A 19,431-nucleotide genomic window follows, 5' to 3' on the forward strand; every position below is an offset into this window, starting at 1 on the left:
TTATTTGAAAGTTTTCCAAAACATATCTTTAGAAGCCCCCGTGTCTGAATGCACTTTTTTCTGCAAGTTTTGAGCTGATGGTTTGATTAAAACGGGCTGCCTATTTAATTCCGGTAAAGGCAGAGGTTTTCTTCTAATTGAACGATCAACCAATTCTCTCCAGGCTTCTACAATGAGATGGGCATTCGTTCCGCCATCTGCAAAACAATTAATTGCCGCAGCCGGCGTTGTCTCCTTCCACTCGGCTTGCGATCTGCTGAAATACAAATCTGTTTTTTCTATATCAAAATACGGCATATTTTCATTACCTGACAGGAACGGAACCAATTGTCTATGCTTCAGCATTAAAGCTACTTTAATCAGGCTCGCAATCCCCTCTGCACATAATGGATGGCCGATGTTAGGTTTCACCGATCCCAGCCCTAACGGAGCCTTTGATTCAGAACGGTAAATGGACTGGATTGCCTTTAATTCAAGTAAATCTGTTACTGCCGACCCCGATCCGTTCGCTTCGAGATAGCTGATCTCTTCAGTCTTTTTGCCGCTTTTTTCAAGCGCTGACAGCATGACGTCCTTTTGTGCCTCGAGATTCGGAGATGATGGGCCTGCCGTTCTTCCGTCATTATTAATCGCAGCGGCTTTAATGACTGCATATATGGAATCTCCGTCTTCAACCGCTTGGCTGACGGTTTTGACGAGAACCATGCCCACGCCTTCTCCTAAAATGACACCGTCTGCCCGCTTATCAAAAATATGGAATGACGGTTTGTCACATAAAAGTCCGCGCTCATGAAACATTCGATGCGCATCAGCATCAAGCAAACTGACGCCGCCTACAACCGCTGCCTCAATATCTCCGCTTCGCAGAGCCTGAATGGCCATATTCAGCCCCACCAGTGCAGAGGAACAAGCGGTATCCAGGACAATACTCGGTCCCTTCAAGTCAAAAAATTGTGAGATGTTAGCCGCTAAATAGTTTTGTCCGCCAGCGACTATCGGATTTCTTGCTTTTGAAAGACTGGCCGGATCAGGCTTGTGCTGGCTGCGGCCTCCTATATAAACACCAGCCCTCATGCCTTTCACTTCTTTCTCTGTATAACCGGCGTGATACCACAGCTTCAAGCTTTCCTCCAATACAGCCAAAGCTTGAGGGTCCATCGTTCTGACATCGTTTTCGGACATCATGAAGAAGTCATGATCAAATCGGTTCATTTCATCAATGAGGCCCGCGTAATTCGAGCTGGAGTTCCCAAATCGTTCAGGCGGAACAGGCGCAATCGCAGACCGTCCATCACGTATTAAATCCCAGTATTCCTCTAGGGTTTCTGCTCCCGGGAACCTGCAACTAAGACCGATGATAGCGATGTCCTCAGCAAGAAGTGCCGTTTTTTCATGGCTTATCTGTTGCGGCCGCTGTTCTGGCACCAGCTTCTGTTTCATTGCTGATTGCGGCTTGAGAGGTGTCTGTTTCTCAGGAACAGATGGCTGTAAAACAGCTGATATGTCATATTTCGAAATGAGCCAGTGTGCAAAGGATTCTATTGTCGGGTATTCAAACAAGATTGACGGATCAATATCTCCATTTAATTGTTGGTTCATCTGCTGTACCAGCTGGGCCAATATAATCGAGTCGATTCCGTATTCTTGGAAAGGTTCATCCGTTTCAAAGTCTTCTGCAGCTATTTTCAGTTCATCTGAAAAAAGAGTTACGAGCCAGTCGACTGTTTCAGGGAACAGGTTGCGAGTGCTGGTTTGCTCTTTCGTCTCAGGATGCGAGAGAGCTTCGACAGGCAATGACGGCTGCATCAGCTTATCCGGCTTCCAAACGTTTGTATCTGGTACTGCCGGCAGCACGACAGCATACTGTCTGTCTGATAGAATCTGGTCAAGCAGCTGTAATCCCTCGTCGTTTGTCAAACTGATCAATCCAGTTTGTTCTAAAGCTTTGCTTCGAACCTCGCCTAAACCGGTCTCCTTCCAGTTAGGCCACTGAATGCTTACAATGGGACATTTATCTTGATGAGCCTCCGCAAAATAATCCATAAAAGCATTTGCCATCGCGTAATCAGCTTGTCCTGCTGCTAGTGCAGGGATGGCCGCTGATACTGATGAAAACAAGGTGAAAAACGCCAATGGTTCATCCTGAAGCAGGTCAAACAACGTTTGCAGACCTTCAACTTTCGGTTCAAGCACCTGTCCGATCTCTTCTAGTGATTTTCTGATAAAAGCCGGGTTTTGTTTGTTCACCATCCCGGCACAATGGATGACTCCGCCAATCGCCCCCATTGTTTCGTGTATTGTCTTCAGGCTCTGTTCGACAGCAACCCTGTCTGTGAGATCCAGAGACAGCACCTGAACTTGCGCACCCATGTCTTCTAGCTCTTGAACGGCTTTTATTTTCTCGGCAAACGAGGCCATTTTTACCGAATTCCACTGGTCACGCGGCGGAAGCTCTTCACGGCCGATAAGGACCAGCCGCTTAACGCCGTATGTTTTCACAAAATGCCGCGCACACAGCAAGCCGAGACCTCTTGTCCCGCCTGTAATGAGCAGGACTTTGTCTGTTGAAAACGATACTTGCTTATGACTTAGAGCGGCTTCTGCTGGCTGCTCTGTCAAATATGCGCGATATCGCTGTCCGTTTCGATAACAGACTTCTGATTCTGTGCTCTTGGCATAATATTCAACTGCAATCAGTCTGGCCAGCTCCTCATGAGAGGCTTCGCATTCCATATCTGCATGTCTTGAAGTAAGATGGCTGTACTCACTTTGAAGCATGCGGTATAAACCGGCCCGTGAAGCACCAGACAAAAGAACACCCTCATTTGCGTAGGCCTCCAGCCCCTTTGTTACACCCAAGACCGTCAAATGATGCTTGCTTGCACGTCCTTGCTCGATCAGCTTTTGGAGCCAGTTTATCCAGCCCATAGAATGCTCATGGCTCGTTCCGCACCCGATCAGATCGATTGCTCCAGCAACGTGTTCATAGTCAGCAGCAGATACCCGATCCAGCTCTTGGCTGTCAAATATACGGTATGTCGAGAAATACGTCGAAAGCTCTTCCGCTAATGCCATTGTCTCCTCATTTGCCAAAATGGCGACGGTTTGATTCGTCATTTCTGCCGGTTCAATCGGACAAGGCTGCCACTGTTTACGCAGAAAGCAGCGTTTTGGCACCAGTTCGGAATGAGGGAGTGCTGTAGCAATGGTTTCGGGTTCGCCTTCTTGAGTTGGCAGCCAGTAATACTCTTCCGCGAACGGATAAGCAGGCAGGCTGATTCGGCGAGGCGTGTTTTCCCCATAAAGCTTGTTCCAATCTATCTGCAGCCCTTTCACCCATAGTTCCGCTACTTTCTCCAGCCTTTTTTTCTCTATCCATGTTTGCAGCAATGCTTTGGCATCATGATCCGTTTCAAACAGCTTGATTTCACTCTTCTTCGTTTTCACGTGAGCAGCAAATATGCTGCCGTTCGGCATTTCAGCCAAATAATCATCTAAAGTTTTGATCAGCATTTCTCTCGAATCCGCCAAAAACGCCAGCCGATAATCCATTGCTTCCCGGCCCGTCTGAAGTGTGTATGCCATATCCTCCAGATCGATATCTTCATTGGAAGTTACGAAATCTTTCATTGCTTCTGCATAGGCCTTCAATTGCTTCTCTTTTTTCGCTGAGAGTGCAAATAATGCTGAGCGGTGCTGCTTTGTTAATGGATCGCTCCTCTTTTCAGGCTGATATTCCTCTATCACGATATGGGCATTCGTTCCGCTATATCCGAAAGAGCTCACACATGCTCTCCGCGGTTTTCCATCACCCGTTTCCCAAGGCTTAAGCTCCGTATTTACGTATAAAGGAGAATGCTCAAATTCAAAATGCTCATTCGGTGTCGTGAAGTTCAATGTCGGGACAAGTGTTTTATGATTCATGCACAATAACACTTTTTGAACCCCGGCTACTCCTGCCGCCGCGGATGTATGGCCAATATTGCTTTTGACGGAACCGATTGCGCAAAACTGCTTTTTGTCTGTCTTTTCTTGAAATACAGTGGACAGAGCTTCTAATTCAATTGGATCGCCTTGTTTTGTTCCTGTGCCATGCATCTCGACATAACTGATACTCTCAGGATGTATGCCGTATGTTTCATATATGTCTCTTTCCAGGTCCATTTGGCTTTTCGCACTCGGTGCTGTGATTCCGTTTGTTTTCCCGTCCTGATTAATACCCGAGCCAATGATGATGCCATAAATATGGTCACGGTCCGCTTCCGCATCTTTCAGCCTTTTCAGAACCAGCGCACCCGCACCCTCGCCGGGCACAAAACCATTCGCGCCATTGTCAAATGCTTTACATTGTCCATCAGGTGAAAGCATGCCGGCCTCACACATACTGATGTAAGATTCCGGCGTCAGGTATAAGCTGACCCCGCCGACCAGCGCCATATCAATTTCTTTGTTTATAAGTGCCTGCCGCGCTAAATGTGTGCCGACCAATGAAGATGAACAAGCGGTGTCAATAGGAATCGCAGGCCCTTTTAAATTAAGAAAATATGGAATACGCGCCGCAGCGATCGCAAAGCTGTTCCCGGTGGCATTTGCTCTTGCCTGCCGGTTCAGCATGACTCCGTATTCACTGCTCATAATGCCGAGATATACACCGCATTTTTTCTCATTTAAAGTTCGGGCGTTGTACCCAGCGTCCTCAAACGCTTTATAGCCTTCCTGCAAAAAGATTCGATGCTGCGGGTCCATCAGTTCAGCTTCTGACGGCGGAATATTAAAAAACAACGGATCAAAATGTTCAATATCATCAAGCATCCCCATTGATTTGCAATAGACTTTCCCTTTTTTGTTGAGGACAGGATCATAGTATTTGTCAACATCCCACCGTGATGTTGGAATGTCCCGAATGGCATTTCTCCCATGAACCAGGTTATCCCAGTACTCTCTTACATTACGAGCGCCCGGGTATCTTCCCGACATCCCGACAATCGCTATCGCATCCTCCGAGCGGTCTTGATGAACAGGAACCGTTTTCTTCTCATGTTCTTTCTTTATTGGATGTTGAACAGGCTGTAGGGGCCGTTCTGCCGGCTTTGGATTAGATGGTGCTGCTGGCTTTTGCTGGACTGCTTCGATAGGAACAGTATGCTCTATCTTTCTATCATGATGAGTTCCAAGCTCGGACTTTAGCATTTCGGCAAAATCACGTATCGTTGGATTATCATATACTCTGGTTACCGTAAAAGACGTTCCGTATTGCTTGTTCACCGCTTTTATCCATTCGAGTCCGGTAATCGAGTCCATTCCGATATCTATGAACGCTTCGTCAATATCCACCTCATATGGCTCCATGTATAACACGTCTGCTATGCTTTCCCTCAAGTTTTCATGCAGCGTTTCAATTGCTACAGTATATTGTCTTGATGCAGATATTTCTGCCGCTGCATATTGAATCGTTTCTTCAGCCTCCTCTTGCACTGGCTGATGATGTTCTAACGGCTGCAGAGATATATTAGCCGGTTTAGCAGCAGGTACCGCTGTTTTTTGTCTGATCGGCGTGTACGTCTCCGTTTGTTTTTTCTCCCCAGCTTGTGTGCTTAACTCGTGTGCTAAGTAAACAGCGAAATCACGTGTTGTCGGATAATCATATACCTTTGTGACATTTAGTAATGTGCCATACTGTTTATTTATTGCTTTTATCCATTCGAGCCCGGTAATCGAGTCCATACCGATATCTATGAATGCTTCGTCTGGATCAATCTCGTTTTGGTCCATGTACAGCACTTCCGCTAAGCCCGCTGTCAGTTCATCGCACAAGGCTTCCGCCGTGATCGTCTCTGTTTCTGTATCTGATGGAACCAGAGATGCTGTCCGCTCCAAACGATCCTGATTGGTCATTAAAGGCTGTAACGTAATATTGGCAGGCTTGCCGCTGGCTTCTCTGGCTACAGACGGCTTTGGAAGGACGGGCTGTACTGGAGCGAATGGCTCCTCCGTTCTTTTTTCCTCAGCCTTTGCATGTACGTCTATCCAATAGCGATCTCTTGCGAAAGGATAGGCAGGTAAACTGATGCGCCGCGGTTTTTGATCCTGATATAGCGTGCTCCAGTCGATTCGCAAACCTCTTACCCACAGGTCTAAAACCTTCGCATATTTTCCTTTTTGCAGCCATGCCTCAATTGTTTTTGACATATCCTCATCAGCAGCAAAAGCAGCAATGGCTTCTTTGTTGCTCTTTACTTGTCCGCGATAGACATATTCACGATTTTCTGTTCCGGAGATACATTCATACAGCTTTTCTTCAAGCTCCTGCATCGTTTCCGCAACGAACGCCAGCCGTTCGTTCATCGCTTCCCGGCCGACTTGCAGCGTATAGGCAATTCGGTGTAAATCTGCTTCAACATATGTTTGTTCACGAATGGCATGCAGCAATCGCTCCGCGCGTTTCTGAAGTCTTTCCTCATTTTTTGCTGAGAGCACAATGACAGCCGGCTGTTTCCTCGCTGGTAAACGTTCCTCCACAGGTTCCGGAGCATACTCTTCTATTAAAATATGGGCGTTCACACCCCCGGCACCAAATGAAGAGACTCCTGCGATTCTCGGTAATTCGATGTCTTTACCATTGACACTGATGATCGGCCTCTTCCACTCTTCTAGCTCTTGCTGTACTTTAAACGGCGAGTTAAGGAAATCAATATTCGGGTTCAGCACGTTTGAATGCAGGGAAGGCGCAAGCTGCCTGTATTTCATTTGGAGCAATACCTTCGTTACTCCTGCGATACCTGCCGCACTCTCACAGTGCCCGATATTTGATTTGGCTGACCCTATTGCACAAAATTGTTTGTCATCGGTTTCTTGCGTAAACACTTTGGACAGCCCTGTGATTTCAATAGGATCACCGAGAGAGGTTCCCGTGCCGTGGGCTTCGATGTAACTGACTGTCCGCGGATCAACCTTCGCTTCCACAAACGCCTTTTTGATGACATCTGCTTGGGCATTCGGATTGGGCACTGAGTACCCGTTTGTTTTTCCCCCGTGGTTGATGGCTGTCCCCTTAATGATTCCATAAATGTGATCACCATCTTCAACTGCTTTAGACAATGGCTTCAAAAGCACTGCTCCAACGCCTTCCCCCGGCACATAGCCGTCTCCGCCCTGTCCGAAGCTTTCACATCGGCCTTTGCTGGACATAAATTTGTTCTGCCCGAGCATCAAATATTTATTTGGATGGATTGACACATTCACGCCCCCCGCGAATGCCGCCTCACACTCTCCGCCCTGCAGGCTTTGGCAGGCCAAGTGGATAGCCGTTAAAGAAGAAGAACACATGGTGTCTAAAGCAATACTCGGTCCGTGAAAATCAAAATAATAAGATACCCGGTTCGCGATGGATGATGGATTTCCCGTTAAAGCCAGAGACCTTCCCCGCACCTGCTCTTGTGCCCCGTACAGCTGATATTCTTCGTACATGACACCGACGTAAACACCGACGCTTCCGCCAAGCTCAGCATCACGCTTACGGCCGAGGTGCTCTCTTGTATAGCCTGCGTCTTCCATCGTTTCATACACGCACTGCAAAAATAAACGCTCTTGCGGGTCCATTAATTTTGCCTCACGCGGCGATATATGGAAAAACTGCGGATCAAACTTGTCTACATCCTTCAAGAAGCCTCCCCACTTGCTGTAGGTTTTTCCAGGCTTGTCTTTATCTTCATCATAATAAAGACTGTGATCCCAGCGGTCTGCAGGAATTTCAGTAATACAGTCTCGACCGTCTCTCAGGTTTTCCCACAATTCATCAATGTTGTCTGCCTGCGGATAGCGACCTGAGATACCGATGATCGCGATTTCTTCCGTTTCCTTCTCTCTTAACTGCTTCTGCTCTTTATCTCGCAAAGGAAGAAATCCAGACTTTCTTAGGGTAACTGGGATTTCTTGTTTTTCAGGTTCTGATTTTCTTTCAACAGAAGGTTTTCCTGTTTCAATTCCCAAGATGTCCAGCAGTTTTTCTCTGCGGGAATCAATAAAATACCGTGTTAATGAGCGAATATCCTGATATTCAAAGAACAACGTCTTGGACAAAGAACCGAATACTTTTTCTAATTGACCCGTTACATGCATGATCATGATAGAATCGATCCCGTAATCCTCGAGAGGAGCTTCAGCATCAATCTGGCCGGCTGGCAGCTTAATCACCGAAGAAAGCACCTGTTTAAAATAGTTCTCCGCTTTTTCTCTTAGTATCTCTTCATCAATTTCCCCGATCATGTCTGCTTTTTCTGCCTCCTGATTGAGACTGCTTTTTTTGATATCGTGAGATTGGCCTTTGCCATGTCCCGTTTCATGTAAAAATGCACGAATCCGATCAGTAACACCGGAAGCAACTAACACTTGCGGCTTTCCTGACGTCCAGCCATGATATAGCGCCTGAATCCCACGATCTGTTTCCATGGCCACCATGCCTGTTTCTCTTTTCAGCATCCTTGCAGTTTCCGCATCAATTTGCATGCCCCCGTCTTTCCACAGCGGCCAGCACACTGAAAGAGTTTTTCCGTAACGCTTGTGCAGCACTGCTTGGCCATTGCGATATTCGCTGAATGCATTCATAAATGCATTGGCCATTGCGTAATCAGCCTGTCCCGCGCTTCCTACTGCTCCGGCACCTGAGGAAAAAAGGATAAAGAAATCGAGCGGAATATCTTTCGTTGCTTCGTCAAGGTGAATCAGTCCTGCTACCTTTGGAGCAAGAACGGTTTGAACCTCTTCTTTCTTTTTCTTCATAATGAAATTATCTTTTATTAAACCGGCGCTGTGAATGATGCCATCTAAGTCTCCATAAACGTTTTGGGTTTCTTTTAATAAGGCATCAACCGTTTGTTTGTCAGCCAGATCAGCTTGTCTGTAAATCGCTTGGATGCCAAGTTTCTGTAAGGCTTTAAGCTTCTTCTTCTTCCTTTCATCAAGCGGAGAGCGTCCTGTCAGGATCACAACCGCATCATTCGTTTGGTTTGCGATTTCAGTTGCAAAGATGAATCCCAGACCGCCCGCACCGCCTGTGATCAGATACACGCCTTTATCCTTCCATGGCATGTCAGCACTTAGGTGCTCACCAGACACTTCTTTCCACTTGCTTACAAATCGCTTCCCTTGCCAGTGGCGGATATGCGTGTCACGCGGATAGCGTCTGTTTTCCTCCAATATTTCGAATAGGTCACCAGCTGACATCCCGGTTTCTATTTCGATCAACTGTCCTGTCAGTTTTGGATTTTCCAGTTCAGCCGTTTTGAGTAATCCAGTTAAGCCGCTTAATAGCTGAGGCTCGTCCAACGCAGGCACCGCCACTTGAATGAATGTATGTCCTCCTGTTTTTGAGTGCATTAGCTGTTTGATTTCTTCAAATAACTGTATGGCATAACCTTCAAACCGTTCATCAATTGTCTCTGTATCATGCTGCAGAACTGTACAGTCAAGATGATTTTGGAGGCTTTCCATTTGTTCTCCAACATCACAGACAACGACTTTATGCGTGTCGTACTCTATGAGCTCTTGCCTCTCTGCAGCACGTTCTTCCCAAATATGTTCGAACAGTAGCGTGTCAGTCGCTTCAGAAGGACCTTCTTGATCTGTTTCTAACACTCTTGCAGAATAGCCCGTCAATCGCACGCAAACCTGCCCCTCTTCATTGCATAAATCGATATCAAGCTTCTGCATACGATCCCCAGCTGTACTGCCCTCGCTATATGTGATCCGCGCCCACATAGATGCCTCGCAGCCTTTGAAGATGTGGACATCCTGTATAGCAAAAGGCAGCATTGCCTTTCTGTCTTCTAAACTCGTAGCTCCTCCCAGCCTCAAACCGATAGATGCTTGAAATGCCGAATCTATCATGCTCGGATGCAGAATATATTGGTCTTCTGTATCAGAGATTACAGGAGGCATCGTCAATTTCACTAGAACTCCGTTTTCGCCTGCATATAGGCTGTCGATCGCTCTGTGGCTGTCACCATAATGAATACCCATTTCTGTATAAGCCTCGTAGCAATCAAAAGGTGACAGCGTCCGGCCATTATAGCTTGCCTTCAATTCTTCAATGTTGATAACCGGATTTTCACCAGCCTCACAAAGCACTGCACTCCCTTGCCCATATACAATCGGCGACTCCTCTGCGCTTTCAGGGTCCCGGCAGATTTCAAATGTAATCTCACCATTGTCCTCAGGATATAGACGTACATCTATATCTTTCTGCTGTTCTGTGACGGCGAACGGCCGAACCCAGACGATATTCCGGAGCCGGAATCCTGTCGGGAACTGATCCGCAGCTGCCCTTTCCACAGCTGCCCGAACCATCTCCAATAAAGCTGCGCCAGGTAAAACGTGTTCGCCCTTTATGACATGATCCTTCAAGAAAAATTCACGTCCTGTAAACGCTGAACGGAAGCGGACACCCGATATGTCGGACACATTTTGATGCAGAAGAGGATGCAGGATGTGTCGCTCCTCCTTTAAACGATCAGTCTTTTTCTCCGCTTTCGGCACCCAATAACGCACCCTCTCAAATGGGTAAGTCGGCAGGCTGATCCGCTTTGGTTTGTTTCCCTCGTAAAGCAGCTTCCAGTCAACACCAGATCCGTTCGCCCACTGCTCCGCAATTTGATCGAGTTTTCTTTGCTCCAGCAATTTATGTACCGATTCGGCGGGACCCGATGGTTCGCTTCCTCTTGACACGCGGCCCTTCCAGCAATGCTGAATGGCTTTTCTTCCTTCTATAAATGCCTTCAATTGATCGCTCAATTCTTGAATTCCGGTTGCTAAGAAAGAAACCCGTTCTTCCATCGGTTCACGGCCTACCTGCAATGTATACGCCAAATCTCTAATCTGAATCCCATCATGAAGAAAATCCAAGAGACGTTTTGCATATACACGAAGACGTTCTTGATTACGGGCAGAAAGCGGAATAACTGCGGATATGTCAGAATCTGAGGACAAAGAAACGTCCTGCTCCGCTGCTTGAGGAATATATTCCTCAAGGATAATATGTGCGTTTGAACCAGTTGCTCCGAAGGAACTGATACCCGCCCGCCGCGGATAAGGGACCTCTTCCCCATTCTCCTTGATAACAGGCTGCTTCCACGTTTCTGTTTCATGCTGTACATAAAATGGAGACTTTTCAAAATCAACGTACGGATTCAGTTCTTCCGAATGCAAAGAAGGCACAAGTTTTTGATGGTGAAGCTGAAGGGCAACCTTGCTTAAACCGCTGATCCCCGCGGCAGATTCGGCGTGCCCAATGTTTGACTTTACAGAACCGATTGAACAGAACTGCCGATCCTGCGTATATTGGCGGAACGCTTTCACTAATCCCTGTATTTCGATCGGATCTCCTAAGGACGTGCCGGTTCCATGGGCTTCCACATAACTGATCGTCCGCGGGTCGATTCCCGTTTTCTCCAAGCATGTCTCAATCAGATCAGCTTGAGAAACAGGGCTCGGCACTGAAATGCCGCTTACAGTGCCCACATGATTCACAGCACTTCCTTTAATAACTGCATAAATGCGATCTCCGTCTTCTTCCGCCTGGCGCAAAGGCTTTAATAAAACTGCGCCTATACCCTCGGCCGGCACATAACCGTCCCCATCCTTTCCAAACGTACGGCAGTGTCCGTCAGTGGAAAACATATCCCAGACCCCGTATGTCATATATTTATTCGGGTGCAAAGACAGGTTCACTCCGCCTGCTAACGCAACATCGCACTCACCGTGACGTATGCTTTCCAACGCCAAGTGCACTGCGGTCAAAGAGGATGAACATACCGTATCGACAGCCATACTCGGACCGTGGAAATTACAAAAGTAAGAAACACGGTTGGCGATTTGCGCATAGTTGAGCGAAAGAGGAAACACATTTTCTGCTGATGCTTCTTCAGCTCCGACTAATGTATAATCCTTGTGCATGACACCGGCAAAAACTCCTACATGCTGCCTTTTATTTCGTCCTTTAGGCTTGGCCAACGTCTTTGGCGTATAGCCCGCATCCTCAATCGTTTCCCAGCATGTTTCTAAAAACAGCCGCTCTTGAGGGTCCATTGTCTCCGCTTCTCTTGGCGTGATTCTGAAAAATTGAGGATCGAAGCAGTCGGGGTCATCAATAAATCCTCCCCATTTGGAAATGTCCTTACCCGAAGGAGATGTGATTCCTTCAAGTCGCTGCCAATCCCAGCGCGACTCAGGAATCTCGCTAACACAGTCCTTTCCCTCTTTCAGATTGTTCCAAAATTCATGAATATTGGCTGCCTTCGGATACCTGCCCGCCAAGCCGATAATCGCAATATCGCCTGCTGCCTCAATAGGTGCAGGACGAGAAGCTTCAACAGTCTTACGATCGTTTATTGTGTCGGAAACGCGTGCTCTTTCATTCTGGCCAAGGCCAAGGGAACCAGCGGCACTAAAATGCTCAGCATATTCCTCGGCAAGAAACGCTGACAGCTCCGCTATGGTGGTATGCTCAAACAGAAGAGTCGGCGAAAGGCTCTCACCGATCTTATCACTGATCGTTTCTACCACCTCAAGCAAGCCCGATGAATTCAGTCCCATTTGGTAATAACCGACCTGTTTTTCAACTTGTTCTACCGGCTTATTGATTTTCTCTGCGATTAATTGACTTACGAACTGTTCAGCCCCGCTATAGGAATTAACGGGAGAAGATACCATGTCAGCAGGTTTCTCACGCTCAGCAGTGTCCGCTCTTGTCATCTGTGTCTCCTGTGCATCTTGATGTTTTCCGCTAATCAGCTCCGCTTCTCGCACCAATTTGCTTGTAAAGTTTTTCAACTCAGCCACTTTTTCTCCCGACGCATTAAAAAATTCAAGTGTTACATAAATCAGCTCTTTTTCCCGCCGGACGGAGGAGCGCTTAATTCTCGTCATGCAATCCGACTGCAAAAGTGCAGAAGCGGAAAAGGATTCATAGAACAGAGGCAAATACAGCCTCTGTTCTCCTTTAAGCAAAGATGTGAGCAAATGATTGGCACCCACCCCGCTCCCGTCTATGAGAGTCGGGTGAAACATAAAGCCTTCTGCGTGAAGCATGGCTTCCGAACCGAGAGAAAGCTCAAGAAGGACGCCATTTTCCTCTTCATAGATGCAGCCTTTTGCTTTCATATATTCGCTATGCACCAATTCCTGACGTCTGCATTGTTCATATACATCATCAAGCTGAACAACGTTCTGTGCAGATGCTTTGATTTGACTGAGATCCAGTGTTTCTTCAAATATGGCTGGGGAGTCTGCGTACATATCAGCCTTCATATAGAGCTTTTCTTCTGAAACTTCTTTCCCATCACGTTTTTCAATTCCCTTGGCTGTGATTTGCCACTGTCCTTCTTTTTTCTCCGCGCATTGGATATTCAGAACAATTACTGCATCCTGGTCCGCCGTCAATGGCCGATAGATGGATAAATTCCGCAGCTGAAGCTCTGAGCAGGAGAAGCCGTGTTCTCTGAATATCTGGTAGATTATATCGATATAAGCCAATCCCGGCAGGACATTTTGTCCGTAAACCACATGGTGATAAATAAACGGATTTTTTAACGATAATGTGAGTTGTTTCGTTATCTTTTTCACGTTAGACCTCCACCTCATAAGTATCCCATATGTTTGCCGCAGTCATTTTCGAAGTCTCCGCTTCCAGCTTTGTCTCGCCTGGCGAAAGCATTCGTTTCTTTAATTGAGGAGGCGATATTGGACTGCGCTTGATGGCGTGTTTTTCATCTTTTTCCCACGCCTCTACGATGACATGGGCATTCGTCCCCCCATCGGCAAAGCAGTTAATAGCCGCAGTAGGCTGCGAATCTGTCCATTTTTCCAGGGCTCGGCTGAACGTGATGTTCGCTTTCTGTTGATCGAAATGCGCCATCTCTTTTTCACCTGATAAAAATGGGACAAAGCGGCGCTCTTTCAGCATCAGCACAACCTTAATGAAGCTGGCGATCCCTTCAGCACATAGCGGATGCCCGATGTTCGGCTTGATTGAGCCAAGAGAAAGAGGCGATGAGTGCCCAGAACGGTACACTGATTGGATCGCTTTTAGCTCAAGGAGATCGGTTACGATTGAACCTGACCCGTTTGCCTCAAGATAGCTGATGTCCTCTGGTTTTTTTCCGCTTTTGGAAAGCGCATCTTTCATGACTTCCTTTTGCGCCTCCAGATTAGGTGTTGCAGGCCCCGCCGTTCTTCCGTCATTATTGACCGAGGCCGCTTTCACAACAGCATATATGGTATCTCCGTCTTCCAGCGCCTGTTTTACCGTTTTTAACATGACCATTCCGACGCCTTCACCTAACACAACTCCGTCAGCACGCTCATCAAACACATGGAAGGATGAATGCTTGCTTAAAATGCCGCGCCGGTCAAACAGCCTGTGAGAGGCATCTGAGCTCAGTAAGCTGACACCGCCGACTATGGCGGATTGAATATCTCCGCCACGCAGCGCCTGAATGGCCATATTCATGCCGACCAAAGCTGACGAGCATGCGGTGTCAACTACAACACTCGGGCCGCGGACATCAAAAAATTGTGAAAGATTAGCCGCTAAATAATTTTGGCCGACTGTCACGATCGGATTCTTGGCATGATCAAGGCTGTCTTCATCAGGTTTGTGTTGGCTTCTGCCTCCGATATAAACACCGACGGGCTTGCCCTTTATTTCCTCAGGTGTATAACCGGCGTGATACAAGAGTTTCAGACACTCTTCCAACACGAGCAGTGCTTGCGGATCCATCGCCCTTACGTCTTCTTCGTGAAGCAAAAAGAAATCAGGATCAAAATAGCTGACGCCATCAATCGTGCCGGCATAATATGGCGTCTTACAGCCCCAACGCTCTGCCGGAATCGGGCCGATTGACGAACGCCCCTCGGATAGTAACGACCAATATGACTCCAATGTATCTGCCCCAGGGAATCGACAAGAGAGTCCGACAACGGCAATACCTTCTGCATGAGAGTCCGGTGACAAAATCGCTGTCGCCTGAATCTGAGGTGTAAGAGCTCGATCCTCCGCAGGAACAGATGCCTCCGCCTCTATTTTGTTCTCCAAAGGTGCTGATGCATCCGATATCCTGCCTCCGAATAAAGCGGACAGCCTTTCGGAATAAGAACCGATCAGCCAATCTGCGAACCTTTGAATTGTCGGGTATTCATATAGAATCGATGGATCGAGCGCTGCCTCTAATTTGCGGTTTATACGCTGGAGCACCTGTGCCAAAATGATCGAATCCACGCCATAATCCTGAAACACCCCGTCAATCTCGAAGTCTTCACGATCTATTCTCAGCTCTTCGGTAAACAGATCAACAAGCCAGGACTGTGTTTCAGATAATAATCCATCACATTTGGAAACTTCATCGGCCTCTTCAAAGTCTCTGGCTGGCGGGCTCTGTAAAGCAGCTTCCTGCAAACCGCCCTCATGCGGTTTCCTCCTCTTCATCAGCAGTTCCGGCTCCCAGTTTGTTTGATTCGCCATTGCAGGGAGAACAACCGGTCCGAACATTTTCGATACAATTTGATCTAGAAAACGTAAGCCTTCTGAATTCGTAATGCTCAACAAGCCGCTGTCCCGATACGCTTGATTTGTCACTTCACCCATACCGGTTTCTTTCCAGTTCGGCCACTGAACACTGATGATCGGCGCATGTTTCTGATGTGCTTCTGCAAAATAATCCATATAGCTATTGGCCATCGCATAGTCAGCTTGTCCCGCCGAAAGCTCCGGAATAATGGCTGAAACAGAAGAAAATAAGACAAAAAACTGTAAAGGCTCGTTACACACATGGCGATATAACGTTGTAAGACCTGACACCTTAGGTTCCAGCACCCGCTGGATATCATCTGAAGTTTTTCGGATAAATGCCAGCGTATCCATATCCGTCAGACCTGCACAATGAATGACACCGCCAATCGGTCCTAATGTTCGCTTGATATGTTGCAGCGTTTGCTCAACCTGAGCATCATCAGATAACGTCAGCGACAGCATCTCCACCTGTACACCCTTCGCTTCCAGCTCCCGCACTACCTGGATTTTCTGGGCAACTGATGTGTTCGAGGTGTCAAAACGAGTCCATTCCTCTCGCGGAGGAAGCTGTTCTCGTCCGGTCAGCACCAGTTTTTTCACTCCATAGCACTCTGCAAAATGACGGGCGCATAATAGTCCGATGCCTCGTGTGCCGCCTGTAATGAGAAGTACATGATCATTCGAGAAGACCGCGCTCTGTTCCGTGGCCTTACCTGTTTCCGGATGAGCTTTTAGAAAAGCTTGATACCGTAAACCATCCCTGTAGCAAACCTCCGCATCATAAGAATCGGAATAAAACTCATCAGCGATCAACTTCGCGAGACGGCGATGATCAGTAACCTCCTCTGCATCCATATGCCTTGATATAAGATGGCTGTACTCGCATTGGAGCATTCGATACAACCCAGCCCGTGAGGCGCCAGCCATCCGGACAGATGTGTTTTGAAACGATTCGAGCCCCTTCGTCACACAAAGCAGCCTGAGCCCCTCTTTATGCCCGAATTCAACCAGTCTTTGCACCCATTCAATCCAATCCAGCCGGCCCTCATCATCCTTACCGCATCCGATGACATCCACTAGGCCGTCAAACTCTTTCCAATCAATGTCTGACTGATCATTTTCTATCCGGCTCACATCTAATAAGAGATGATTCGGAAAATACGAAGACACTTCTGCTGCTAAATCTGCTGTCTCTTGATTGCTCAGGATGGCAACAGTTCTTGTCCCCGGCACTGCTGAGCCAATTGGACTCAAACTCCATTGTTTCGTCAAAAAGCATGCAGCCCGATCTTCAATCGCATTAACCAGTTCTTTTTTGTCTCTTTCTGAATGTTCCTTTGCCGGCACCCAATAGTGATCCTTCGCAAACGGATATGAAGGGAGGCTGATCAGGCGCGGTTTGGTCTCTCCGTATAATGTGTTCCACTGGATTGAGACCCCTTTGACCCATAAATCAGCAAGTTTGGCGTATTTTCTTTTTCTGATCCAAGCATCAAGTGCCAACGCTATATCTTCATCTGCTGTAAAAATAGTCTGGGTCTCTTTATTTCGATGAGACTGTCCCCGGAAAAATTCGTCTGTTTCTTCCTTACCGTCAACAAACGCCTGCAGTTTCTCTTCAAGTTCCTGCATTGTCCCCGCAACACACGCCAGACGCTCATCCATTTCTTCGCGCCCGACCTGCAGGGTGTAAGCGATGCGGTGCAACTCCTGATCTGTATATTTTTTATTGCGGATCGCCTCAAGCAATTGCAAAGCACGATCTATCAGCCTGCTTTTATTTTTAGCCGACAGCACAATCACGTTTGGCTGTCCTGTAGCCGTGTGTTCTGAATTGGCTTTTGGCATATATTCTTCAACCACAATATGCGCGTTTACTCCGCCAATCCCAAACGAACTGATTCCGGCACGGCGCGGAAGCTCGTTTCCGTCACGATCTGTGACAGACTTCCATTCCTGTTTTTCCTGAACGATGTAAAACGGACTGTCTGTCAGCTGAAGATAAGGATTAAGCGTCTCGCAATGCAGGCTTTTCACTAACGTTTTATGCTTCATTTGCAAAAGCACTTTGATCAAACCGGAAATACCTGCTGCTAGCTCTAAATGACCGATATTGCTTTTAACTGAGCCGATGCCGCAACGGTGATCCGGAACATCCGGCTGGCTCTCGCCTTTCATATTGGATAGTTCCTTAAACGCGGCTTTCAGCCCATTTATTTCAATCGGATCGCCCAATTCCGTCCCTGTTCCATGTGCTTCGATATATGTGACAGTGCTTGGATCTATGCCTGCTTGGCGATATGCACGCACCAACAAATCAGCTTGTGCTTTCGGATTAGGCGATGTCAGGGTATTGGCTCTTCCGCCGTGATTTTCCGCCGTCCCCCGAATAACGCCGTAAATATGATTTCCGTCGCGCTCGGCATCTTCCAGCTTTTTCAACATGACCATTCCGACCCCTTCGCCTCTGACATAGCCATTCGCATCGGCGGAGAAGGTTTTACACCTGCCGTCTTTGCTGAGCATACCCGCCTTGCTGTAGCTAATATGCGCCTCCTCGGTTAAGATCGTATTCACGCCTCCAGCGATCGCCATCTCACAATCACCGTTTTGCATCGCAGTCACAGCACGGTGAATGGCTACAAGAGAGCTGGAACAAGCCGTCTCTACTGGTTCGCTCGGACCATGAATATTTAAAAAATAACTCATTCTATTCGGGCCTACCGAAGGAATCATATGACCTGTAGCAGCATGGCCTTCAATTGGAAGATTCGCTCTATGGAATAGATCTTTATAACCGGTGTTTCCCGTACCGATAAAGATACCGGTCCCTGTACCCGAAAGACTTTGCGGCGAGCAACCCGCATCTTCCAGTGCCTTCCACACGTATGTCATTAACAAACGCTGCTGAGGGTCTACATAATCAGCTTCTCGCGGCGAAATACCAAAAAACAACGGATCAAACTCTGCGACACCATCAATAAACCCGCCCCATTTGATGTCGGTTTTATTGACGTCAGTGTCTGGGTTTCCAAAATGCTCCCGCCAATCCCATCGATCTTTTGGAACTTCTGTGATGCTGTCTTTTCCCCCTTCTAGATTTTTCCAAAATTCATCTATATCCATAGCGCCAGGGAATCGGCCGCTGATGCCGACAATTGCAACCGGCTCAAAATCGGCAGCCTGCTTTTTGTTTCTTTCTGCTTTTGCAATAACAGGCTGTGTAAAGCGGCGCTTTCTACGTGATGTGATTTTCGGCGCTTCAGGGGATTTTGTCTGTAACTCTTCCTGCCCCTCTGGTTTTTCGCGCTCCTGAACCAGGGTGTCCTCATGTTCAGCAGTCAAATACTCAGCCAGGCTTTGGATACTTCCATATTCAAAGAAAATGGTCGGCGTTAGCTCCAACTGAAATTCTTCGTTAATCTTGTTTGTAAAGACCGTAAATGTAACGGAATCAAATCCGTATTCACTCAGCTCTGTATTGACATCAATATCTTCACTATTTACTTTTAAAATTGCACTGACCATGTTGCTTAATGATGCCTCCAGGCTGTTTAAACTGTGCAATGAGTTTGTTCTTTCATCTATGCCTTTAGCAGTAGCATCTTGATTCCATTCGCCCTGATACGCAGCAACTACATATTCAGCCAGGCTTTGGACGCTGCCATATTCAAAGAAAATGGTCGGTGTTAGCTCCAACTGAAATTTTTCGTTGATCTTGTTTGTAAAGACAGTGAATGTAACTGAGTCGAATCCGTACTCACTCAGCTCTGTGTTGACATCGATATCGTCAGTGTTTACTTTCAAAATTGCGCCAACCATTTGGATTAAGGCTGCTTCCAATTTTCTAGTTTGTCCTTGATCCTGAT

The 19,431-nt window shown here is 47.2% G+C and carries 2 protein-coding genes (1 of these 2 cut by a window edge); both read right to left on the bottom strand.

The window, feature by feature from the left end; genetic code table 11:
- Window positions 1-13,635 carry a polyketide synthase PksL gene (pksL, locus tag ACZ07B_RS07500; RefSeq protein ID WP_464877070.1) on the bottom strand — a complete coding sequence of 4,545 codons (13,635 nt, stop codon included), beginning with the start codon at window positions 13,633-13,635 and terminating at the stop codon, window positions 1-3.
- Window positions 13,619-19,431 carry the final stretch of a polyketide synthase PksJ gene (gene pksJ, locus ACZ07B_RS07505; protein WP_464877071.1) on the bottom strand. Its footprint extends 9,319 nt past the window's final position, so 5,813 of the gene's 15,132 nt are visible here — the last part of the coding sequence; its start codon lies beyond the right edge, outside the window — the gene reads right to left on this strand; the stop codon is at window positions 13,619-13,621. Before pksJ ends, pksL begins: the two co-directional genes overlap by 17 nt.

Source organism: Bacillus sp. 9.4 (assembly GCF_055486415.1).